Source organism: Bradyrhizobium sp. AUGA SZCCT0177 (assembly GCF_018130125.1).
GTDB lineage: Bacteria > Pseudomonadota > Alphaproteobacteria > Rhizobiales > Xanthobacteraceae > Bradyrhizobium.
Genome location: NZ_JAFCMA010000052.1, coordinates 1 through 22,492, shown reverse-complemented (window position 1 = coordinate 22,492; position 22,492 = coordinate 1). Strand labels below are relative to the sequence as shown.

17 protein-coding genes are annotated in these 22,492 nt (G+C 63.6%); 9 read left to right on the top strand and 8 right to left on the bottom strand.

All coding sequences use genetic code 11. The annotated features are described in order from the left end of the window. Window positions 1–19 precede the first annotated feature (19 nt). Complete coding sequence (locus tag JQ597_RS35500) at window positions 20–1,486, top strand: methyl-accepting chemotaxis protein (protein ID WP_212270044.1); 1,467 nt, start codon at window positions 20–22, stop codon at window positions 1,484–1,486. 147 nt (window positions 1,487–1,633) lie between these two features. On the opposite strand, the gene JQ597_RS35495 is transcribed toward JQ597_RS35500, so the two are convergent. From JQ597_RS35495 to JQ597_RS35480, 4 genes are all read right to left on the bottom strand, one after another. Further along, window positions 1,634–3,133, bottom strand: coding sequence for a phosphomannomutase/phosphoglucomutase (locus JQ597_RS35495; protein WP_212270043.1), 1,500 nt, complete (start codon window positions 3,131–3,133; stop codon window positions 1,634–1,636). A gap of 223 nt (window positions 3,134–3,356) precedes the next feature. Continuing rightward, window positions 3,357–3,872, bottom strand: a complete 516-nt coding sequence (locus JQ597_RS35490; protein ID WP_212270042.1) for a TIGR02281 family clan AA aspartic protease — start codon at window positions 3,870–3,872, stop codon at window positions 3,357–3,359. 146 nt (window positions 3,873–4,018) lie between these two features. After that, window positions 4,019–6,502, bottom strand: coding sequence for an ATP-dependent helicase HrpB (hrpB, locus tag JQ597_RS35485; RefSeq protein WP_212270061.1), 2,484 nt, complete (start codon window positions 6,500–6,502; stop codon window positions 4,019–4,021). A 205-nt stretch (window positions 6,503–6,707) separates the two neighbouring features. Then, complete coding sequence (locus JQ597_RS35480) at window positions 6,708–8,027, bottom strand: UDP-glucose dehydrogenase family protein (RefSeq protein ID WP_212270041.1); 1,320 nt, start codon at window positions 8,025–8,027, stop codon at window positions 6,708–6,710. A 202-nt stretch (window positions 8,028–8,229) separates the two neighbouring features. Here JQ597_RS35480 and JQ597_RS35475 point away from each other — a divergent pair, with 202 nt between their 5' ends. From JQ597_RS35475 to JQ597_RS35465, 3 genes are all read left to right on the top strand, one after another. Continuing rightward, window positions 8,230–9,297, top strand: coding sequence for an acyltransferase family protein (locus JQ597_RS35475; RefSeq protein ID WP_212270040.1), 1,068 nt, complete (start codon window positions 8,230–8,232; stop codon window positions 9,295–9,297). A 99-nt stretch (window positions 9,298–9,396) separates the two neighbouring features. Then, window positions 9,397–12,450, top strand: a complete 3,054-nt coding sequence (polA, locus tag JQ597_RS35470) for a DNA polymerase I (protein ID WP_212270039.1) — start codon at window positions 9,397–9,399, stop codon at window positions 12,448–12,450. 260 nt (window positions 12,451–12,710) lie between these two features. Beyond that, window positions 12,711–13,346: a LysE family translocator gene (locus JQ597_RS35465; protein ID WP_212270038.1), complete on the top strand. Its 636-nt coding sequence runs from the start codon at window positions 12,711–12,713 to the stop codon at window positions 13,344–13,346. A gap of 115 nt (window positions 13,347–13,461) precedes the next feature. Here the strand turns inward: JQ597_RS35465 and JQ597_RS35460 are convergent, their stop codons facing one another. After that, window positions 13,462–14,088, bottom strand: a complete 627-nt coding sequence (locus JQ597_RS35460) for a glutathione S-transferase family protein (protein ID WP_212270037.1) — start codon at window positions 14,086–14,088, stop codon at window positions 13,462–13,464. Window positions 14,089–14,290: 202 nt separating this feature from the next. On the opposite strand from JQ597_RS35460, the gene pyrE reads away from it, so the two are divergent. Continuing rightward, window positions 14,291–14,854, top strand: coding sequence for an orotate phosphoribosyltransferase (gene pyrE, locus JQ597_RS35455; protein ID WP_212270036.1), 564 nt, complete (start codon window positions 14,291–14,293; stop codon window positions 14,852–14,854). A gap of 280 nt (window positions 14,855–15,134) precedes the next feature. Next, the gene (locus JQ597_RS35450; protein WP_502754804.1) at window positions 15,135–15,944 is read left to right on the top strand and encodes a DUF2865 domain-containing protein; all 810 of its coding nucleotides are present in this window, start codon (window positions 15,135–15,137) and stop codon (window positions 15,942–15,944) included. 161 nt (window positions 15,945–16,105) lie between these two features. Here JQ597_RS35450 and JQ597_RS35445 read toward each other — a convergent pair whose 3' ends face one another. From JQ597_RS35445 to JQ597_RS35435, 3 genes are all read right to left on the bottom strand, one after another. Beyond that, the gene (locus tag JQ597_RS35445; protein WP_212036496.1) at window positions 16,106–16,537 is read right to left on the bottom strand and encodes a hypothetical protein; all 432 of its coding nucleotides are present in this window, start codon (window positions 16,535–16,537) and stop codon (window positions 16,106–16,108) included. A gap of 147 nt (window positions 16,538–16,684) precedes the next feature. Then, window positions 16,685–17,014, bottom strand: coding sequence for a DMT family transporter (locus tag JQ597_RS35440; RefSeq protein ID WP_212270059.1), 330 nt, complete (start codon window positions 17,012–17,014; stop codon window positions 16,685–16,687). A 238-nt stretch (window positions 17,015–17,252) separates the two neighbouring features. Next, the gene (locus JQ597_RS35435; RefSeq protein ID WP_212270035.1) at window positions 17,253–17,483 is read right to left on the bottom strand and encodes a hypothetical protein; all 231 of its coding nucleotides are present in this window, start codon (window positions 17,481–17,483) and stop codon (window positions 17,253–17,255) included. Window positions 17,484–17,685: 202 nt separating this feature from the next. Here JQ597_RS35435 and JQ597_RS35430 point away from each other — a divergent pair, with 202 nt between their 5' ends. From JQ597_RS35430 to rocF, 3 genes are all read left to right on the top strand, one after another. After that, complete coding sequence (locus JQ597_RS35430) at window positions 17,686–20,202, top strand: glycogen/starch/alpha-glucan phosphorylase (RefSeq protein ID WP_212270034.1); 2,517 nt, start codon at window positions 17,686–17,688, stop codon at window positions 20,200–20,202. Between the two features lie 187 nt (window positions 20,203–20,389). After that, complete coding sequence (locus JQ597_RS35425; protein WP_212270033.1) at window positions 20,390–21,205, top strand: acyl-CoA thioesterase; 816 nt, start codon at window positions 20,390–20,392, stop codon at window positions 21,203–21,205. Between the two features lie 139 nt (window positions 21,206–21,344). Next, complete coding sequence (gene rocF, locus JQ597_RS35420; protein ID WP_212270032.1) at window positions 21,345–22,313, top strand: arginase; 969 nt, start codon at window positions 21,345–21,347, stop codon at window positions 22,311–22,313. Window positions 22,314–22,492: the final 179 nt, after the last annotated feature.

Sequence of the window (22,492 nt, the reverse complement as noted above, 5' to 3'; positions counted from 1 at the left end):
TACATTTTGGGAGCTGGGAATGACCTTCGAAAGCGAAGACCTGGTAATCCTGCGCGAAACAGCCAGCAAGATATTGCTCGCGGTGCTCTGGCTGCATGTCCCGATCGCTCTCGTCATCGGTATGGCGCGCGACGCCGACTGGCTGGAACCGGCCGCATTCATGGCCGCAATGGCGCTGGCCGCGACCTTGTCGTGGCGCATGTCGGGGAACGGACTTTCCACCCGCCTGATCGTTGCCGTCGCGTTGATGGCCGATGTCGCCATGTTTGTCTTCCAGCTCGCGGGACATCGCTGGCAGGTCGACATGCACATGTACTTCTTCGCCGCATTGGCATGTCTGGTCGCCTATTGCGACTACCGGCCGATCGTTCTCGGTACGGCGGCTGTCGCGCTGCACCACCTGACGCTGAATTTCCTGCTGCCGGCCGCGGTCTATCCCGGCGGCTCCGACTTTGGCCGCGTCGTTCTCCACGCCGTCATCCTCCTTATCGAGGCAGGCGTGTTGATCTGGCTCACGACCACGGTCACCCATTTGTTCGAAATGGCGGCACGGAAGACCGCGGAGGCCGATAGGGCAAGCGCTGCCGAAGCGCGCGCCACTGCCGACAGCAACATGGCCGAACAAGCCAAGCGCGACCGTGATGCGGCAAGGCGCGAACTGTCCGCCGGCTTCGAGCGCAGGATCAGTGGCGTCGTCGAGGCCGTCGCCGTGGCAGCCAGCGAGATGCAGGGACTGTCGGCTTCGATGAGCGAAAGCAACGCTGAAACTTCGCGGCAGACCGCAACGGTCGCGGCCGCATCGACGCAGGCCTCGGCGAACGTGGAAACGGTGGCATCGGCAACCGAAGAGCTCGCGGCTTCGATCAACAGCATTGCCCAGCAGGTGACGCGCTCCGCCGAGATCGCCAACAAGGCCGCCGAAGAGGCGCGTCGCACCAACTCCGTGGTCGAGGGACTTGCCGCCGGCACCCAGAAGATCGGCGAAGTGGTGACGCTGATCCAGAGCATCGCCAGCCAGACCAATTTGCTGGCCCTGAACGCCACGATCGAAGCCGCCCGCGCCGGCGAACATGGCAGGGGATTTGCGGTGGTGGCGAGCGAAGTCAAGGCGCTGGCCAATCAGACCGCGAACGCGACGGAGGAAATTTCCGCGCAGATTCAAGCCATCCAGGCCGCCACCGGCGAGGCCGTCAACGCCATCCAGGTGATCAGCGGCACCATCGCCGAGATCGACGAGATCTCAAGCGGAATCGCCGCCGCCGTCGATCAGCAGGGCGCCGCGACGCGCGAAATCGCCGGCAACGTGCAGCAGGCCGCGAATAGCACAAGGGATGTCAACGACAGCATCCTCAGCGTCAGCCGGGCTTCCGATGACGCCGGACGCGGGACGGCACGGTTGCTCGACGCCGCGAATGGCCTGTCGTCGCAATCGGGCCGGCTGAAATCCGAGGTCGACAGCTTCCTCGGCTCGCTTCACGTCGCGTAGGCGCCACAAGTGTCATACGCGGGCATAGCCGTCTGAAGGACGGCGTCGCTTGCGCTCGCCTATGACCCGCGTATCCATCAATCCTCAGAGAACACTTTCGCGAAGAGGATGGATAGCCGGGTCAAGCCCGGCAATGACACTTCAATCTCAAATCTTCTGATTGTATTCGCCGACTTCGGGATGGGTGCGCAGCACCACATTCATGGCCTCGAACATGTCGTGCATCCGCTGCTCGGCAACGGGACTCTCGACCACCACCACCAGCTCCGGCTTGTTGGAAGACGCCCGCACCAGGCCCCAGCTGCCATCTTGGACGGTGACACGCACGCCGTTGACGGTGACGAGATCGCGGATCTTTTGGCCCGCGACCTTCTCGCCCTTGTTCTGCAGCGCCTCGAAATGCTTCACCACGGCGTCGACGACGCCGTACTTGGTCTCGTCGGCGCAATGCGGCGACATCGTCGGCGACGACCAGGTTTTCGGCAGCGCGTCCTTCAAATCCGCCATCGACTTGCCGGTGGCGCGGTCGAGCATCTCGCAGATCGCGATCGCCGAAACCAGGCCGTCGTCATAGCCGCGGCCAAACGGCTTGTTGAAGAAGAAATGCCCGGACTTTTCGAAGCCTGCCAGCGCGCCAAGCTCGTTGGTGCGGCGCTTCATGTAGGAATGGCCGGTCTTCCAATACTCGGTTTTGGCGCCCTGCTTCTGCAGCACGGGATCGGTGACGAAAAGTCCGGTCGACTTCACGTCGACCACGAACAACGCATCCTTGTGGATCGCCGACATGTCGCGCGCCAGCATCACGCCGACCTTGTCGGCAAAGATCTCCTCACCCGTGTTGTCGACCACGCCGCAACGGTCGCCGTCGCCGTCGAAGCCGAGGCCGACATCGGCCTTGTGCTTCAGCACTTCGTCGCGGATCGCGTGCAGCATCTCCATGTCTTCGGGATTCGGATTGTATTTCGGAAAGGTGTGATCAAGCTCGGTATCGAGCGGGATCACCTCGCAGCCGATCGCTTCCATCACCTGCGGCGCGAACGCGCCCGCGGTGCCGTTGCCGCAGGCGACCACGACCTTCAGCTTGCGCTTCAGCTTCGGGCGCCCCGTGAGATCGGCGATATAGCGCGCCGGAAAATTCTCGTGGAATTGATAGGAGCCCCCGGCCTGGTTTTTGAAATCGGCGTTGAGCACGATTTCCTTCAGCCGCGTCATCTCATCGGGGCCGAAGGTCAGCGGCCGGTTGGCGCCCATCTTGACGCCGGTCCAGCCATTGTCGTTATGCGACGCGGTGACCATGGCGACGCAGGGCACGTCGAGGTCGAACTGCGCGAAATAGGCCATCGGCGTCACCGCGAGCCCGATATCGTGCACCTTGCAGCCCGCCGCCATCAGGCCCGAGATCAGCGCGTATTTGATCGAGGCCGAATAGCCGCGAAAGTCGTGCCCGGTGACGATTTCCTGTTTAACGCCGCGTTCCGCGATCAGCGCGCCGAGCCCCATGCCCAGCGCCTGAATGCCCATCAGGTTGATTTCCTTGCCGAACAGCCAGCGCGCGTCATATTCGCGGAAACCCGTCGCCTTCACCATCGGCTCGGATTCATAGGCATAGGTATTCGGAACCAGCATGGATTTCGGCTTCGGAAACATGGGGGATGGCCTCTTGAGACATAGAAGGGCAGCGCCGCAGGCTTAGCGAAAGCCTAGCTGCAGCGGAAGGCGGGATTAGCGGCTTTTGGCGATTAATTGCGGCGGATTTGAAGGCAGAACTGCCTAGAGCTTCAGCTCTGATTGCATCAGAACTGAAGCTCTAAATTCCTGTTTTGACGCGTTTTCTTCACGCGAACCGGCATCCACTTCGCTCGAAAACGCTTTATTGCTCCAGCACCAGTCGGCCATTGGCGTACTCGAAGCGCTTCAGCTTCGACAGGAACGACAGACCAAGCAGATTTTCCGAAAGGGCTTCGTCGGGCAGCACCATGGCGTCGACGTCGCGCACCACGATTCCGCCGAGGTCAATCATGGCAATCCGCGAGCGCGCGGCCTTGATGGTGCCGTTGGCGGTGGTGACGGTCGCGTTGTAATCTCCGCGCGAGGGACGCAGGCCGAACCGCGCCGCGGACTTCTCGTTCAGCGCCACCAGCGAAGCGCCGGTGTCGACCATGAAGTCGACGCGCTGGCCGTCGATCCGGCCATCGGTCTGGAAATGGCCGCGGGCATCTCTGGGAATGCTGAGGCTGCGGCCGCTGGCTTGCGCGACCGTCGCCGCTTCTACCTTCTGTGGCTTGGCATTGGCGGATGCCAGCGTCGGCGCGATCTTGTCCGCGATCTGTCCCATGAAGCCGCCGAGGCCGACCAGAATGGCGGCAAAGATCATCAGGTTACGCATGACGCACACTCGATACGCTACATTTGGGCCAGACCGCCGATAACACCACGGCGCCGGCCAAGCCGCGACTAACAACGCCAGCCGAGGCTGCCATTTTGGCGAAAAGGATGAGTGAAGTGTTAACGGCGGGCGCATAATCGCGCCGCTCAGGTGCCGCGCGGCTTGACCCGCCGCGTCGGCAACGCATTGGCCGGGTCTTCCGGCCAGGGATGGCGGGGATAGCGGCCGCGCAGGTCGGAACGCACGGCTGCGTAACTGCCGCGCCAGAACCCCGGCAAATCGCGCGTCACCTGCACCGGCCGCTGCGCCGGCGACAGCAGTTCCAGCACCAGCGGCACCGCGCCCTTGGCGATCGAGGGATGGCTGTTGAGCCCGAACAATTCCTGCAGCCGCACGGCAATTGTCGGCCCCTGCTCGGCTTCATAGTCGATCGCCAGCATGGTGCCGGTCGGCGCCTCGAAATGGGTCGGTGCCTCGCGCTCCAGCCGCGCGCGCAAATCCCATGGCAATAGCGACATCAGCGCGTCCGAGAGATCGCCGGGCGCCAGGTCCTTCAGCGAAGTCTTGTCGTAGAGAACGGGCTCCAGCCACGCCTCGCTTGTGACAGCGAGCGCGTCGTCCGACAGATCTGGCCAGCTTTCGCCTTCCGCCTTGCGCAGGAACATGACGCGGTCGCGCCACTGCTTTAACGCCTTTGACCACGGCAATTTGTCGAGCCCGGCCGCGACCAATCCGGCGGCAAAGATTTTTGCCGTCTCCCCTGACGGCTGCAGCGCCATCGGCGCTTCCGACAGCGTAATCGCATGGAGACTGCGCCTGCGCCGCGCCCGCAGCGCCATTGCGCCGCGATCGAACGAAACCTCTTCGGTATTTTCGATCTGATCGGCAAAGCGCAGCTCGATCTCTTCCTGCGCGATCGGCGCCGCCAGCAGAATGCGGCCCTGCGCGGCGGTGCCGGTCAGTTCGGCAACCGCGATATAGGGCGCGCGCGCCAGCGACGAGGTCTGCTCGACGGCGGCGCCTCGGCCGTTGGCGAGCACAAAACTGCCGTTTCCCCGGTTGCGCGCGACCCGATCGGGGAAGGCAAAGGCCAGCATGACGCCGGTGCTCAGACCGCCATCCGCTTGCGGCGAAGAAGGCGGCGCTTCGGCCGCCACTTGTGAGGCCCAGCGCTGCGCCAGGCTGCGCGCGCTCGACGCACGCTGTGAGCGGTCGCGGCGGAATTGATCCAGCCTGTGATCGAGATCGACGCTGTCGCCGCCGAGGCCGCGCTCGGTCAGAACAGCGGCGATCTCGGCGGCCTCCTTGCCCGCGCCGGCGCGATGCGAGTCCACGATCATGCGCGCCAGCCGCGGCGGCAACGCCAGCGCACGGAGGCTCTTGCCCTCCGCGGTGATCCGGCCGTCGCCATCGAGCGCGCCGAGTTCGGCAAGCAGACTGTTGGCCTCCTTCAACGCAGGCGCCGGCGGTGGATCGAGGAATGCCAATGCCGCGGGATCGCGCACGCCCCATTGCGCGAGGTCGAGCACCAGCGAGGACAGATCGGCCGAGAGAATTTCGGGCTGCGTGTAGGCGGCGAGCGATGCCGTCTGCGGCTCGTCCCACAGCCGGTAACAGACGCCGGGTTCGGTGCGGCCGGCACGGCCGCGGCGCTGATCGACGGCGGCGCGCGAGGCACGCACGGTTTCCAGCCGGGTCAGGCCGATATCCGGCTCATAGCGCGGCACCCGCGCCATGCCGGAATCGACGACAATCCGAACGCCTTCAATGGTCAGCGACGTCTCGGCAATCGAGGTTGCCAGCACCACCTTGCGCTGCCCCTTGGGCGCCGGCTGAATGGCGCGATCCTGCACCGCGGCATCGAGCGCGCCATACAGCGGCACGATCTCGACGCTTGCGTCATGGACCCGCTCGCCGAGAAAATTCTGCGTGCGGCGGATTTCGGCGGCGCCCGGCAGGAACGCCAGCACCGAGCCGGGATCGGCGCGCAGCGCGGTTGCGATCGCGTCCGCCATCTGCCGCTCCAGCGGCGCGTCTGACTTGCGGCCGAGATAGCGCGTCTCGACCGGAAAGGCACGACCTTCGCTGGCGACGACAGGCGCGTCGCCCAGGAGTTTGCCGACCCGGGCACCGTCGAGCGTCGCCGACATCACCAGAATGCGCAGATCCTCGCGCAGACCGGTCTGCGCATCGCGCGCCAGCGCCAGCCCCAGATCTGCATCGAGCGAGCGTTCGTGGAATTCGTCGAACAGCACGGCGGCAACGCCGTTCAATTCGGGATCATCGAGAATCTGGCGCGAAAAAATCCCCTCGGTGACGACCTCGATCCGGGTCGCGCGCGATATCTTGGAGCCGAAGCGGACGCGATAGCCGACGGTCTCGCCGGCGCGCTCGCCGAGCGTCCGCGCCATCCGTTCCGCACTGGCGCGCGCCGCGATCCGCCGTGGCTCCAGCATGATGATCTTCTTGCCCTTGAGCCAGGGTGCGTCCAGCAGCGCCAGCGGCACCCGCGTGGTCTTGCCGGCGCCGGGCGGAGCCACCAGCACCGCGGCGTTGTGCCTTTCGAGCGTGCGCGTCAGCTCGGGGAGAGCCGCGTCGATCGGAAGTGGCGTGTCGAAGGTCAGGGGCAAGTTTTTCACTCATTCGTCATGCCCGGCGTTGCCGCCTTCGCTAAAGCTTCGGCGGGCCAACCATTCGTGGCCACGTCGAAGCTTTAGCGGAGACGGGTGCCGGGCATCCACGTCTTTCTTTCTCGAACGGTCAGAAAACAAGACGTGGATGGCCGGGACAAGCCCGGCCATGACGGAAATAGCGGCGGCGCAGTTCAAGAAGCCATCAAACGATGGTCTCGGATCCCCGTCCGACGCTGTCATACGTGAACCCGTGGGCCGCCATGTCCTCGGGGCGATAGATGTTGCGCAGATCCACCACGACCGGCTTGGCCATCTCGCGCTTCACGCGCTCCAGATCGAGGGTGCGGTATTGCACCCATTCGGTCACGACAACCATGGCGTCAGCGCCGCGCAGGCAGTCATAGGGGTCGTCGCAATATTCGATATCGGGCAATTCCTTGCGCGCCTGCTCGATGCCGACCGGATCGTGGGCGCGTACCTTGGCACCCATGTCGAGCAGCCCGGTGATGAGCGGAAGCGACGGCGCCTCGCGCATGTCGTCGGTGTCGGGCTTGAAGGTGAGGCCGAGCACCGCGACCGTCTTGCCGCGCAGGCTGCCACCGGCCGCGTTCGACACCTTGCGGGCCATCGCGCGTTTGCGGTTGTCGTTGACGCCAAGCACGGCTTCGACGATGCGCAGCTGCACGTCGTGATCGAGCGCGATCTTCACCAGCGCGCGGGTATCCTTCGGGAAGCACGAGCCGCCGAAGCCGGGGCCGGCATGCAGGAACTTCGCGCCGATGCGGTTGTCGAGCCCGATGCCGCGCGCGACTTCCTGCACGTCGGCGCCGACCTTTTCGGAAAGGTCCGCGATCTCGTTGATGAAGGTGATCTTGGTGGCGAGGAACGCATTGGCGGCGTATTTGATCAGCTCCGCGGTGCGCCGCGCCGTGAACATCAGCGGCGCCTGGTTGAGCGACAGCGGCCGGTAGATGTCGCCAAGCACCTTGCGCCCGCGTTCGTCCGAGGTGCCGACCACGATACGGTCCGGGAATTTGAAATCGCGGATCGCGGCGCCCTCGCGCAGGAATTCCGGATTGGAGGCCACCACGACATCGGCTGACGGATTGACCTCGCGGATCAGGCGCTCGACCTCGTCGCCGGTGCCGACCGGCACCGTCGATTTGGTGACGACCACCGTAAAACCCTTGAGCACCGCGGCGATCTCGCGCGCGGCGGCGTGCACGTAGCTCAAATCCGCGTGACCATCGCCGCGCCGCGACGGCGTGCCGACCGCGATGAACACGGCGTCGGCGTCCGCGACCGGCCCGGAGAGGTCGGTGGTGAAATCCAGCCGCTTGGCCTTCACATTGGAAGCCACCAGCGCGTCGAGCCCGGGCTCGAAAATCGGGATCTCGCCGCGCAGGAGGGCCGCGATCTTGTCGCCGTCCTTGTCCACGCAGGTAACCTGGTGGCCGAAATCGGCAAAACAGGCGCCGGATACCAGCCCCACATAGCCCGTTCCAATCATGGCAATGCGCATGAAAACAGCCTGTTTTTGATGGTTAATTTCGCTTCCGATTCTGCCCGCCTCTTAAAGCATTTGGCGGCAAAGAGGAAACCGGAAAAGCGCCGGAGAACGGCAAGAAACCGGCAAAGAAACCGGCATGTCATTTGTATGAATAAAGGAGAAAGCAACGGATCGGGCCGATGATGCGGCGCCAACGGGCCAAAACAGGACATCCATGACACCAAACGGCACATTGCCTGTCGCCGAACGCGCCACGTCTTTCGTGGCCGGACGCGTGGACTGGGTCGACTATGCCAAGGGCATCTGCATCGTCATGGTCGTGATGATGCATTCGGTGCTGGGGGTCGAGGCCGCAGCGGGCCAGACCGGCTTCATGCATTGGCTCGTCATGTTCGCCAAACCATTCCGGATGCCGGATTTCTTCCTGATTTCAGGCCTGTTCCTGGCGGTCGTGATCGACCGCGACTGGCGCACGTATCTCGACCGCAAGGTGGTGCATTTCGCCTATTTCTACGTGCTGTGGGTGACGATCCAGTTCGGTTTCAAGGCGCCGTCTTTCGCAGCCGGGACCGGTTGGGCACATGTAGGCTATCTGTATCTGGAATCCTTCATCGAGCCGTTTGGCACGCTGTGGTTCATCTATCTGCTGCCAATCTTCTTCGTCGTCACAAAACTGACACGCAGCGCCCCGCCGCCGGCGATCTTTGCCGCAGCCGCGTTGCTGGAAATGGCGCATGTCGCGACCGGCTGGACCGTGATCGACGAATTCTGCGCGCGCTTCGTCTATTTCTATGCGGGTTATTGGCTTGCTTCCTACGTCTTCGCCGTGTCGGATCGCGCGCGGGCGCAGCCCGCACTCGCGCTCGCGGGTCTGGCACTGTGGGCCTTGATCAATGGCGGCCTGGTCATCAAGGGCTACAGCGACTGGCCGCTGATCTCGCTCGCGCTGGGATTTGCCGGCGCCGGCGCCATCATCGTGATGGGCACGCTTTTGGCGCGAATGCGCTGGCTCAATTTCCTGCGGTTCTGCGGCGAGCACTCGATCGTGATCTATCTCGCCTTCTTCCTGCCGATGGCGGCGACAAGGGCGCTGCTGCTGCGCAGCGGGTTATCCATCGACATCGGCACGATCTCGCTGATCGTCACCGTCGCAGGCGTCGTCGGCGCGCTGGGGATCTGGCGGCTGGCACTGGCGCTGCATGCCAACTTCCTGTTCGATCGCCCCGGAGCGTTCTGGATCGCGCCGAAAAAGGCCGCCCCAGTGTTGCAGGCGGCGGAGTAGGTTTCGCCCCCTGCCACCCGCCTGAATGGCAGCTGATGACAGCGTGGAAAATCGCCCGCCGAGGCTGTCAATCCTCGCAAAAATCCCTAAATTTCGGCCATGCCGAAAACAGCCCCCAAAGCCGACAAACCCGCCCCCGCCAAAGCCGCAGCCAAGTCCGAGACCAAGTCTCAGACCGAGGCTGAAACCAAGCCGCCTGCCAAAGTTCCGGGCAAGGGCGACCATGTCTTTCTGGTCGACGGTTCCTCCTACATCTTCCGCGCCTATCACGCGCTGCCGCCGCTGAACCGCAAATCCGATGGATTGCAGGTCAATGCCGTGCTCGGCTTCTGCAACATGCTGTGGAAGCTGCTGCGCGACATGCCCGAGTACAACCGGCCGACCCATCTGGCGATTATCTTCGACAAGTCAGAGATCACGTTCCGCAACAAGCTTTACCCTGATTACAAGGCGCACCGGCCGCCGGCGCCGGACGATCTGATCCCTCAATTCGCGCTGATCCGCGACGCCGTGCGCGCCTTCGACCTGCCCTGCCTCGAGCAGGGCGGCTTCGAGGCCGACGATCTGATTGCGACCTATGCCCGGATCGCGGGTGAGCGCGGCGCGACCACGACCATCGTTTCCTCGGACAAGGATTTGATGCAGCTCGTGACCGACAAGGTCATGATGTACGACACCATGAAGGACCGTCGCATCGGCATTGCCGAGGTGATCGAGAAGTTCGGCGTTCCGCCGGAGAAGGTGGTCGAGGTACAGGCGCTCGCAGGGGATTCGACCGACAATGTGCCGGGTGTGCCCGGCATCGGCATCAAGACCGCGGCGCAATTGATCGTCGAGTATGGCGATCTCGAACAATTGCTGTTCCGCGCCGGCGAAATCAAGCAGCCGAAGCGGCGCGAGGCGCTGATCGAGAATGCCGAGAAGGCGCGGATTTCGCGCCAGCTGGTGCTGCTCGACGACAAGGTCGAACTCGACGTGCCGCTCGACGACCTTGCGGTGCACGAACCCGACGCGCGAAAACTGGTCGCGTTCCTCAAGGCGATGGAGTTCTCCACCCTCACCCGCCGCGTTGCCGATTATTCGCAGATCGATCCGTCCGACGTGGAAGCCGCGGCCGGCAACAAGAGTGCTGCCGCGCCCGCCACGGCCAGAGCGGCCGGCGGCGCTACCGGCGACCTCTTTGCCAGCCCGCCCGCTACGGCAAAGCCGGGCGCCGATAAGCAGGACAAGGCCGCGAGCCCCAAGGGCACGCCGATTTCGCTCGCCGCGGCGCGCGCGGAAGCCGCGCGAAAAATTCCGGTCGATCGCACCAAGTACCAGACCATCCGAAGCCTCGATCAACTCAAGGCCTGGATCGCGCGTGCGCATGATGTCGGTCACTTCGCGATCGATGCGCAGGCCAATATTGATGATCCGATGCAGGCTGATATCTGCGGCATTGCGCTGGCGCTGGGACCAAACGACGCCGCCTACATTCCGCTCGCCCACAAGCAATCCGGCGGAGGCTCCGGGCTGTTCGACGCCGGCCTCGCGCCCGACCAGATCAAGCCAGGCGACGCGCTCGCCGCGTTGAAGCCGCTGCTGGAATCAGCGGGCATTCTCAAGATCGGGTTCAATATCAAGTTCAACGCCGTGATGCTGGCGCAGCATGGCATCACCCTGCGCAATGTCGAAGACGCGCAATTGATGTCGTACGCGCTGGATGCCGGCCGCAACGCGCATGGGCTCGAAGGGCTGGCGGAGCGCTGGTTCGGTCATGCCGTGCTCAGCCATGGCGATCTCGTCGGCAGCGGCAAGAACAAGCTCACCTTCGACCAGGTCGAGATCGACAAGGCGACCGCCTATTCAGCCGAATATGCCGATGTGATCTTAAGACTGTGGCGCGTGACGAAGCCGCGCCTCGTCGCCGAGCGCATGAACGTGGTCTATGAGACGCTGGAGCGGCCGCTGGTCAGTGTGCTGGCGCGCATGGAGCGGCGCGGCATTTCGATCGACCGCCAGGTGCTGTCTCGGTTATCAGGCGAATTCGCCCAGACCGCCGCACGGGTCGAAGCCGAGCTTCAGGAGATCGCAGGCGAGCCGATCAATGTCGGCAGTCCCAAGCAGATCGGCGATATCATCTTCGGCAAGATGGGCATCACCGGCGGCAGCAAGACCAAGACCGGCGCATGGTCGACCTCGGCGCAGGTCCTCGATGAACTCGCCGAACAGGGCCACGAGTTCCCGAAGAAGATTCTGGAATGGCGGCAGGTCTCGAAACTGAAATCGACCTACACCGATGCGCTGCCGGAATATGTCCATCCGCAGACCCACCGCGTTCACACCACCTACGCGCTGGCCGCGACCACCACCGGGCGGCTGTCGTCCAACGAACCGAACCTGCAGAACATCCCGGTTCGTACCGAGGACGGCCGCAAGATCCGCCGCGCCTTCATTGCGACGCCCGGCCACAAGCTGGTGTCGGCTGACTATTCGCAGATCGAGCTGCGGCTATTGGCCGAGATCGCCGACATCCCCGTGCTGAAGCAGGCGTTCCGCGACGGCCTCGACATTCACGCCATGACGGCCTCTGAAATGTTCGGCGTACCGATCAAGGACATGCCGAGCGAGGTGCGCCGCCGCGCCAAAGCGATCAATTTCGGCATCATCTACGGCATCTCGGCGTTTGGCCTTGCCAACCAGCTCGGCATCGCGCGCGAGGAGGCCTCCGCCTACATCAAGAAATACTTCGAGCGTTTCCCGGGCATCCGCGCCTACATGGATGCGACGCGGGATTTCTGCCGCGCCAACGGCTATGTCGAGACGCTGTTCGGCCGCAAGTGCCACTACCCAGACATCAAGGCGAGCAACGCCTCGGTCCGTTCCTTCAACGAGCGCGCCGCGATCAACGCCCGCCTGCAGGGCTCCGCCGCCGACATCATCCGCCGCGCCATGATCCGGATGGAGGACGCGCTGGCCGAGAAGAAGCTCTCGGCGCAGATGCTGCTGCAGGTTCACGACGAACTGATCTTCGAAGTGCCCGAGAACGAGGTGGCTGCAACGTTGCCGGTGGTGCAGCACGTGATGCAGGACGCACCCTTCCCGGCCGTGCTGCTCTCGGTGCCGCTGCAGGTCGATGCGAGAGCCGCGAATAACTGGGACGAGGCGCATTGATTCTTACCTCTCCCGCACTTGCGGGGGTCGAGACGAGCGAAGCTCGCTCTTAGGTCGACGCGCGAAGCGCGGCGGGTGGGGGCTCTCTCCACCCGAAGAGTGCGACTCGTGGCGACACCCCCACCCCAGCCCTCCCCCGCAAGCGCGGGAGAGGGAGCGCACCGCCTTTTTGGCTGAATTGCTCTCCGTACAATTTCCGAAATGACATCGCGGCGTGACGCGCGCTAGAAGTGCGCGCGCATTCCCTCGCGAGTCCTTCCATGCCCCACACATCAGCCCTGCTCGGTTTTGCCCTCGTCTCGCTCGGCATGGTGCTGACGCCGGGGCCGAACATGATTTACCTGATCTCGCGCTCCATCACGCAAGGCGCGGCGGCGGGGATCGTGTCGCTTGGCGGCGTCGCGCTCGGGTTTGTGTTCTACATGCTTTGCGCGGCGTTCGGGATCACGGCGCTGTTGTTCGCGGTGCCTTACGCCTATGACGCGTTGCGGTTCGCGGGCGCGGCCTATTTGTTGTGGCTGGCGTGGCAGGCGTTGAAGCCGGGCGGTCGCTCGCCGTTCCAGGTGAAGAAGCTGCAGGTCGATGGCCCGCGCAAACTGTTCGCGATGGGCTTTGTCACCAATCTGCTCAACCCGAAGATCGCGATGCTTTATCTGGCGCTGCTGCCGCAGTTCATCGATCCTGCCGTCGGCAGCGTGCTGACGCAGTCGCTGGCGCTGGGCGCGATCCAGATCGCGATCAGCGTCAGCGTCAACGCCATGATCGCGCTCGCGGCCGGATCGATCGCGCTGTTTCTCGGCACGCGGCCGAGTTGGCTGCTGCTGCAGCGCTGGCTGATGGGCACCGTGCTGGCGGGGCTGGCGGTGAAAATGGCGTTCGAGGCGCGGAAGGCGTAGCCGCCGCGCTGTCATGCGCAGGCTTGACCCGCGCATCCATCGCCTGCGCAAGCAGGCACATGATTTTGAAGAAAGATGGATTGCCGGGTCAAGCCCGGCAATGACACCGATAGTCTCAATCCAGCTTCGCTTCCATGCCACGCTTCGTCGCCGGGCGCGCCATCAGCGCGTTGTACCAGCGCTCGACGTTTGGAAAATCCTTCAGCTCGACCTTGTGGCGCGGGTGGCGCCAGGCCCAGCCGAGGATGGCGAAATCGGCGACCGACAGCGCGTCCGCGACGAACTCGCGGTTCGTGAGCCTGCGGTCCAGCACGCCGTAGAGCCGGCGGGTCTCGTCCATGTAGCGCTTCAGGCCGTAGGCGCGGTCGGTTTCGTTCTCGAGCGCGATAAAATGGTGCACCTGGCCGGGCATCGGCCCAAAGCCGCCCATCTGCCACATCGTCCATTCATAGACCGGGATACGCTCGGCCAGCGGCTTGGGCAGGAACTTGCCGGTCTTCTCGCCGAGATAAAGCAGGATCGCGCCGGACTCGAAAATGCTGACCGGCTTGCCCTCCGGGCCATCGGGATCGACGATCGCGGGAATCTTGTTGTTCGGGCTGAGCTTGAGGAAGGCGGGCGCCATCTGCTCGCCCTTGCTGATGTTCACCGGGATCACCTTGTAGGGCAGCCCCATTTCCTCCAGCGCGACCGAGATCTTGCGGCCGTTCGGCGTGTTCCAGGTGTGCAGTTCGATGGTCATATACGGTTTCCCCCAATAAAGCTTGGACTTCCCGTAGCGCGGAAGCTTGCGGCCTTACAACCGCCGCTTCCGAGGGGGCGTCCCTGCGCCCGGCGGGGGCCCGGCACATTGCCGCGCCCTGTTGATTGGGCCAGATCGGCTCTGGAATGTACGGGAAAGCACCGATAGATTGCCGCCCGCCTCAAACCTTTGGGAATACGCCTTGTCCAAGTCAGCCTCCCGCGCCCGCCTCGCCGAGATCATCCGCAAGCGATCGTTCGGCCGCGGCGAGATCACGCTGGCCTCGGGCCGCAAGAGCGACTTCTACTTCAACCTCAAGCCGACCATGCTCGACCCCGAGGGCGCGGCGCTGCTGGCGGAATTGACCTATGAGGCGCTGAAGGACGATCAGCTCGACTACGTGGGCGGGCTGGAAATGGGCGCGGTGCCGCTGGCCGGCGCGATCGCGCAGCTCTCCTGGCTCAAGGGCCATCCGATCGCGGCCTTCTTCGTGCGCAAGAAGCCGAAGGAGCACGGCGCCCGCCTTGCGGTCGAGGGCCTCGCCAAGGGCGAGAGCCTGCAAGGCAAACGCATCGTGATCGTCGAGGACGTCACCACGACCGGCGGCTCGGCACTGAAGGCGGCCGAGGCCGTGCGCGAAGCCGGCGGCGAGATCGTGCTGGTATTCACCATGGTCGACCGTGAGGAAGGCGCGACCGAAAACTTTGCCGAAGCCGGCATACAGTTTCGATCGCTCTACAAGGCCGGCGAATTTTTGAAGGGGTGATTGCTCTTTGCTCCCTCGCCCCGCTCTTGCGGGGAGAGGATTGGGGTGAGGGGCTCTCTCCGCAAAAGTAGTGTCAGCTGATAGACCTGTACCCCTCACCCGGATCGCATCTACGATGCGATCCAACCTCTCCCCGCAAGCGGGGCGAGGTAAGCAAGCCTGCAATTCTTTCCCGCTACCGAACGCTTGCTCATAGCTCGTTTACCATCCCGGATTATGGTGAATCCACTGACGCCTGTCGCGCGTCGGTGGTTAAGTGTTGCGTTGGGTGGAGTTAGCGTTGCGTACAGAGTTGGCTTTTTCGCGCATGCGGCGCCGCGCGACCTCTATTGCCGCCGCCACGCTTGCAGCATCTTTCATGCTGGTGCCCGGCAGCGTATCGGCCGAAGGCCTGTTCGACATGTTCTTTGGCGGTGGCCAGAAACAGCAGGCGCGGCAAGCCCCGGCACAGGCGAATTTCTTTGCCGATCCGTTCGGCCTCAATCAGCCTCCGGCACAGCCCGCACCGGCGCCGCGCGTCGCCGGCTCCGGACCCGCCTTCTGCGTCCGCAGCTGCGACGGCAAATATTTTCCGCTGACCACGCGCGGCAACGCCACGCCGGTTCAGATGTGCCAGGCGTTCTGCCCCGCCAGCACCACCAAGGTGTTCTATGGCAGCAATATCGACAGCGCGTCGGCCAGCAATGGCGAGCGCTACGCCGACAGTGAAAACGCCTTCGCCTACCGCAAGGCGCTGCGCGCCGATTGCACCTGCAACGGCAGAAGCCCGTCGGGCCTCGCGCCGGTCGACCTCGCGCTCGACACCTCGCTGCGCTCGGGTGACGTCGTCGCCACCACCGACGGCCTGGTGGCCTATACCGGCGTCCGCCTCGGCGCCGAGCAGGCCGCCGAATTCACGCCCGTGGCCTCCTATCCCGGCCTCACCGCCAGCGTCCGCGCCCGGCTCGGTGAAATGAAGGTCGCACCTGTCAGCGCTGAAATGGTCGGTGAAACCGTGATGCCCGAGACGCGAAACGAGATCGCGATGCCGGCGACGGTGGTGCCGAAGAGCACAGCACCCAAGGCGGCGAAGCGCGCGGAAGTGAACTGACGGCCGAAGGCCGTCATTCCGGGGCGATGCGAAGCATCGAACCCGGAATCTCGAGATTCCCCGATGCGCAATTGCGCATCTGAGGTCTGGTCCTTCGGACCATCCCGGAATGACGAACTGATGGATTGCTTCGCTTCGCTCGCAATGACGAAGCAAAGACCTCACCGCCCGACGATCACCCCGATCACGTTCGGCGCCGACAGATATTTTTCCTCGATCGCCGCACGCGCCGCGGCGCGGTTTTCCGGCGTCAGCAGGCCGCGCTTTTCGGCCAGGATCATCCAGCAATAGCCCCACCAGTCCGACAGCATGCCCTGGTCGTCGACGAGGTCGTAGCCCTGCTCGGCGGCAAAGATCCGCGCATGGGCCTCATCGAGCGAATCGAGCCAGGCGTGATCGGCGATCGAGAACAGATCGTCGCTGAAATCGTCGGTCGTGTAACCCCACACCGACATGCAGACGGCGTTGAACTCACGGTCGATCGCGTCGTCGTCGACCGGCTGGCGGCGCGAAGCCTGATGCAGCCGCGACAGCGAGCGCGCGAAGTCGGCGATACGGGTGAGCGCGAATTGATCGAAGGCGATGGTGGACATGGACATGTAGTCCTCGGTACTGGCGATAGACCATAGATATTGTGTCGGCACTGCGCCGAATCACAATGATATATCAAAGACTTGCTAAAGTGTTCTTAATTTGTTCCAAGCCGCTGATTACCCCGAGCGCCGGCCGGCAAGATCCACTCACTGCGAAGAAGCGCTGGAAAACAGATTGATCACAACGACCCCGGAGACGATCAAGCCCATGCCGCAGAGTGCCGCCATGTCCAGCTTCTGGCTCTGGAACACCCAGGCGATCGTGGCGATGAGGACGACGCCAACACCCGACCAGACGGCATAGACCACGCCCGTCGGAAGGCTTCGCAGGGTCAGCGACAGAAAGTAGAACGCCACCGCGTAACCCGCGACCGTCACCAGCGATGGCAGCGGCTTGCTGAAACCGTCCGACAGTTTCAGGAAGGTTGTCGCCACGACTTCCGAAAGAATCGCGATGCCCAAATAGAGATAGGTCATGCCGCCTGCTAGCAGAGGCATGTGATGTTTTGACGACTCGCGTGTGGTGCCGATCTGGTGGCGGCGCGACTAGCGAGCCTTCGGGAACTATCCGATGGCGGGACGCACATAGTAATTGTCCCGAAGCGCGGCGAAAGCTTCTGCGTCAGCATAGTCGGCTGGGCACAGCGAGAGTGAACCGGTCGGCGGATCATTTCTTCTCGCGAGGCGAATTCCGATCGGCTGGCTTCGTTGTTGCTCACATCGCCGACAGCATCTTGCCGCCGCAATAATTGGCGTAGAATTTTCCGCCGCATTGCCGCTTCATCGCCGCACACCGGGCGGCGGGCGACGCATTCTTCGCGACGCTGAACGAGCAGCCCAATCCATCGGCGGTTTTGCCCGCCTTGCCGGCGGCGAACGCGGCGCTGGTGGCGCTGATGCAGAACACCAGAAGCGTCGCGGCGGCGATCTCGATGATCAATCTCATGGCGCGTCCTCCCCTCAACTGGCGTGATATCATCGCTTTCAAATGCCATTCTAGCACCGAAATCGGCGTGCCGATGCCTCCAAATCGGCCCGGTCCTTGCATAAAAACATGCCAGCGCGGTGCACAACAAACGTCTGGATAGTTTCGGTTGTGGTGCAAGGCGCGTATCCTTTTGTGAGTCTGAACTGCAGGGATTGACGCGTTGCAAGAACAAGCATTCGCAGGGAGTTTTCCGGTGCCGGGCCAACCGATCGACGAACTGGCGCTTTCCGAAATCAAGGGCGCGATCCTCGCCAAGCTTCGGCTTGCCATCGGCAAGGACACCGGCATGGCGACCAAGCGCGACTGGTACAAGGCCGCGGCGCTGGCGCTGCGCGACCGCATCGTGCACCGCTGGCTGACGGCCGAGAAGGATAATTACGACGCCGGCCGCAAGCGGGTCTATTACCTCTCGCTCGAGTTCCTGATCGGGCGCCTGTTTACCGACGCGCTGAACAATATGGGCCTGCTGCCGCTGTTCGAGGCGGCGCTGGGCGATCTCGGCGTCGATTTGTCGGACCTGCGCAATTGCGAGCCGGATGCGGCGCTCGGCAATGGCGGCCTCGGGCGGCTGGCGGCCTGCTTCATGGAAAGCATGGCCACCCTCGCCATTCCCGCGATCGGCTACGGCATCCGCTACGATTTCGGCCTGTTCCGGCAGATCATCGCGCAGGGCTGGCAGCAGGAATATCCCGACGAGTGGCTCGGCTTCGGCAACCCCTGGGAATTCCAGCGCTCCGAGGTGGTCTATCAGGTGCATTTCGGCGGCCACGTCACCCACATCGAAGACAAGGGACGCGAACGCGCGAGCTGGCATCCCGGCGAAACCGTGCAGGCCGTCGCCTACGATACCCCGATCGTCGGCTGGCGCGGCCAGCATGTAAACGCGCTGCGGCTGTGGTCGGCGCGCTCACCCGATCCGCTGCGGCTCGATGCCTTCAACACTGGCGACTATCTTGGCGCAATGGCCGAGGAAGCGCGTGCGGAATCGATCTGCAAATTCCTCTATCCGAACGACGAGAGCGCGGCGGGCCGCGAATTGCGGCTGCGCCAGGAATATTTCTTCGTCTCGGCCTCGCTGCAGGATCTGGTCAAGCGGCACCTTGCCGCCGACGGGCAGCTGCGCAGCCTGGCGCAAAAGGCCGCGGTACAGCTCAACGACACCCATCCGAGCCTTGCCGTCACCGAGCTGATGCGGCTTCTGGTCGACCTGCATAATTTCCGCTGGGACGAGGCCTGGAAGATCACGGTCGCTACATTGTCCTACACCAACCACACGCTGCTGCCGGAAGCGCTCGAGACCTGGCCGGTCGAACTGTTCGAACGGCTGCTGCCGCGGCATCTTGAAATCATCTACCGCATCAACGCCGCGCATCTGGCGCTGGCCGAACAACGCGCTCCCGGCGATATCGACTTCCGCGCCTCGGTGTCGCTGATCGACGAGCGCTCCGGCCGCCGGGTGCGGATGGGACAGTTGGCCTTTGTCGGATCGCACCGCATCAACGGCGTCTCGGCGATGCACTCCGACCTGATGAAGGAGACCGTGTTCCACGATCTCAACCATCTCTATCCCCAGCGCATCACCAACAAGACCAACGGCATCACCTTCCGGCGCTGGCTGATGCTGGCCAATCCGAAACTGACCAGCCTGTTGCGCGAGACCTGCGGCGAAGCCGTGCTCGACGATTTCGCGCAGCTGCAGCGCCTCGAAGACCATTGCGGCGACAATTCGTTCCAGCAGCAGTTCCGCGACGTCAAGCTCCAGAACAAGCTGGCGCTGGCGCGGGTGATTGGCGAGCGCCTCAGCATCAAGGTCGATCCGTCGGCGCTGTTCGACGTCCAGATCAAGCGCATCCACGAATACAAGCGGCAGCTGCTCAACATCCTCGAAGCGGTTGCGCTGTATCAGGCGATCAAGGATGAACCCCAGCGCGACTGGGTGCCGCGGGTGAAAATCTTCGCCGGCAAGGCGGCGGCGAGCTATCGTACCGCCAAGCTCATCATCAAGCTGATCAACGACGTCGCCGAGATCGTCAACAACGATCCTGATGTCGCGGGCCGGCTGAAGATCGTGTTCCTCGCCAACTACAATGTCAGCCTGGCCGAAGTGATCATCCCGGCGGCGGACCTGTCCGAACAGATCTCGACCGCCGGCATGGAGGCCTCCGGCACCGGCAACATGAAGCTCGCGCTCAACGGCGCCTTGACCATCGGCACGCTCGATGGCGCCAACATCGAGATCCGCGACCATGTCGGCGCGGAAAACATCGCGATCTTCGGCATGGAGGCCGGCGACGTCATGGTCCGGCGCCGGCAGGGACTGGATGCCTCCGACGTGATCCGCCGCTCGCCACGGCTGTCGCGGGCGATCAGCGCGATCGAGAGCGGCGACTTCTCGCCCGGCGACCCTGCAAGGTTCGAGGCGATCGGCCACACGCTGCGCCAGTTCGACCACTATATGTGCGCCGCCGATTTCGATTCCTATTACGAGGCGCAGCGCGGCATCGATGCGCGCTGGCAGGTGATGCCGGCGTGGACGCGGGCCTCGATCCTCAACGTGGCGCGGATGCCGTGGTTCTCCTCCGACCGCACCATCCGCGAATATGCCGAGGATATCTGGCACGTGCCGGTGCGCACGGCGGAGCAGGAACTGGAAGCCCAGCGCGGCGCGTCGGGCTGAATTCCGGCCGGCGAAAATCCATTACCTCCGGCGTCATTGAATCCGGCAAGATTGCCGTGATACTGCGCGTCATGAGGGACACCGTCATTGCGCGCGCAGCGAAGCAATCCATAGTGGCAAAGCAAGATTGGATTGCTTCGTCGCTTACGCTCCTCGCAATGACGGACGATTGGGTTTAGGAGAATCCATGCTCACCAAGGCACCGCATCTTTTCGACGACGCCACGCAGGTCACCGCCGGCGACAGCCGCTGGCAGGGCAAGACCAGCGAGGATTACTGGGCCTTTGTCGGCCCGTTCGGCGGCGCCACCGCCGCCACCATCCTGCGGGCGCTGATCGATCATCCGCAACGGTCGGGCGATCCGTTGTCGCTCACCGTCAATTTCTGCGCGCCGGTCGCGCAAGGCGCCTTCGATCTCGACGTACGCCTGGTCAAGGCCAACCGCTCGACGCAGCACTGGTGCGTGGAGATGACGCAAGATGGCGGCGAGGTCGCGACGCTGGCCACCGCCGTGTTCGCCGAGCGGCGTCCGTCCTGGTCGCACCCGCAGGCGCCGTTCCCGTCGTCAAAACCCTACGAGCAGACGCTGCCTTACGGGAAGGTCGCCGCCCCCTGGGTCAAGCAGTATGATTTCCGCTTCGTCGAGGGCGAGCCGGGTTGGGGATCGGCGTCTTCGGCCGAGCCGAATTCGTTCTCGAAACTGTGGATCGGCGACCGGGTGCCGCGGAAGATCGACGCGCTGTCGCTGATGTCGATGTCGGATGCGTTTTTTGGCCGCATCTTCCACGCCAGGCGCGAACTGGTGCCGTTCGGCACGGTGTCGATCACGACCTATTTTCACGCCGACGCCGCCGATCTCGCGGCGGAAGACATCACGCGCGTGCTGGCGGTGGCCGACGCCAAGATTTTCCACAAGTCTTATGGCGATCAGAACGGTGAATTGTGGTCGCCGAACGGACGGCTGCTCGCAACGACGATGCAAATCGCGTATTTCAAGGCGTAAGGGAACAATTCCGCTCGAGTCTGCGTAGGGTGGGCAAAGGCCGTTTGCGCCGTGCCCACCATTCATCCACAGTGACGTCTTGAATGGTGGGCACGCTGCGCTTTGCCCACCCTACGCATTCTGAATATGAGGGCGGCTCATGTCCGAACCCGACGTCAAAAGGCCCGATATCGCCCTCCTCGGCATCCCCATCGAAATCGGCGCTTCGCAAGCCGGCACGCTAATGGGACCAGATGCACTGCGGACCGCGGGCATTGCGCGTGTGCTCGACCAGTTGGGATTTGCCGTCGCGGACCACGGCAATCTTTCGATATCGACGGTCACGTCCGACCGACCGCCGCCAGCCAACGCCAAATTCTACGATGAGGTGAAAACCTGGATTCGGCTGCTCAGCGAGCGCGCTTACGGGCTGGCGCGTTCCGGCGCGGTGCCGATCTTCATGGGCGGCGATCATTCGCTCTCGATGGGATCGGTCAATGGCGTCGCGCGCTATTGGACAGAACAGGGCCGGCCGCTGTTCGTACTGTGGCTCGATGCGCATGCCGACTACAACACGCCCGACACCACCATCACCGGCAACATGCACGGCATGTCCTCGGCGTTCCTGTGCGGCGAAGGCGGGCTTGACGATTTGCTCGGCGATCAACCGCGCGCGTCGATTACGCCGGATCAGCTCGATTTGTTCGGCATCAGGTCGATTGATCCCTTGGAAAAGCAGCTGGTTCAAGACCGCCGCGTCGCCATCGCCGACATGCGTGCGCTCGACGAATTCGGCGTCGGCGTGCTGATCCGCCGCGTCATCGAGCGCGTGAAGGCGAAAAATGGCGTGCTTCATCTCAGCTTCGACGTCGATTTTCTCGATCCGGCGGTCGCGCCGGGTGTCGGCACCACCGTGCCCGGCGGCGCCACCTACCGCGAGGCGCATCTGATCATGGAGCTGCTGCATGATTCGGAACTGGTGCGCTCGGTCGACATCGTCGAGCTCAACCCGTTTCTCGACGAGCGCGGCCGCACCGCGCGCGTTGCGGTCGAACTGATCGGCAGCCTGTTCGGCCTGCAGATCACCGACCGCCGGACGCCGACAAACGCGATGCTGCAAGGACGATAGCCAAAGCACAGGCGTTCAGTGAAAAAGAAGGGCGACCTTGCGGCCGCCCTTTTTCATTTCCCAAAATGACGTTCGGATTACTCCGCCGCGAGCTTGACCTCGGGCGCAGCAGCGCGGACATCGGCATCGACCTGGGCTTCGAACTTGGCGAAGTTCTTCTGGAACATGCCGACCAGCGC

Coding starts and splice junctions, on each gene's coding strand:
- JQ597_RS35500 (WP_212270044.1), top strand. CDS start 20: ATGACCTTCGAAAGCGAAGACCTGGTAATCCTGCGCGAAACAGCCAGC.
- JQ597_RS35495 (WP_212270043.1), bottom strand. CDS start 3,133: ATGTTTCCGAAGCCGAAATCCATGCTGGTTCCGAATACCTATGCCTAT.
- JQ597_RS35490 (WP_212270042.1), bottom strand. CDS start 3,872: ATGCGTAACCTGATGATCTTTGCCGCCATTCTGGTCGGCCTCGGCGGC.
- JQ597_RS35480 (WP_212270041.1), bottom strand. CDS start 8,027: ATGCGCATTGCCATGATTGGAACGGGCTATGTGGGGCTGGTATCCGGC.
- JQ597_RS35475 (WP_212270040.1), top strand. CDS start 8,230: ATGACACCAAACGGCACATTGCCTGTCGCCGAACGCGCCACGTCTTTC.
- polA (WP_212270039.1), top strand. CDS start 9,397: ATGCCGAAAACAGCCCCCAAAGCCGACAAACCCGCCCCCGCCAAAGCC.
- JQ597_RS35465 (WP_212270038.1), top strand. CDS start 12,711: ATGCCCCACACATCAGCCCTGCTCGGTTTTGCCCTCGTCTCGCTCGGC.
- JQ597_RS35460 (WP_212270037.1), bottom strand. CDS start 14,088: ATGACCATCGAACTGCACACCTGGAACACGCCGAACGGCCGCAAGATC.
- JQ597_RS35445 (WP_212036496.1), bottom strand. CDS start 16,537: ATGTCCACCATCGCCTTCGATCAATTCGCGCTCACCCGTATCGCCGAC.
- JQ597_RS35440 (WP_212270059.1), bottom strand. CDS start 17,014: ATGACCTATCTCTATTTGGGCATCGCGATTCTTTCGGAAGTCGTGGCG.
- JQ597_RS35435 (WP_212270035.1), bottom strand. CDS start 17,483: ATGAGATTGATCATCGAGATCGCCGCCGCGACGCTTCTGGTGTTCTGC.
- JQ597_RS35425 (WP_212270033.1), top strand. CDS start 20,390: ATGCTCACCAAGGCACCGCATCTTTTCGACGACGCCACGCAGGTCACC.
- rocF (WP_212270032.1), top strand. CDS start 21,345: ATGTCCGAACCCGACGTCAAAAGGCCCGATATCGCCCTCCTCGGCATC.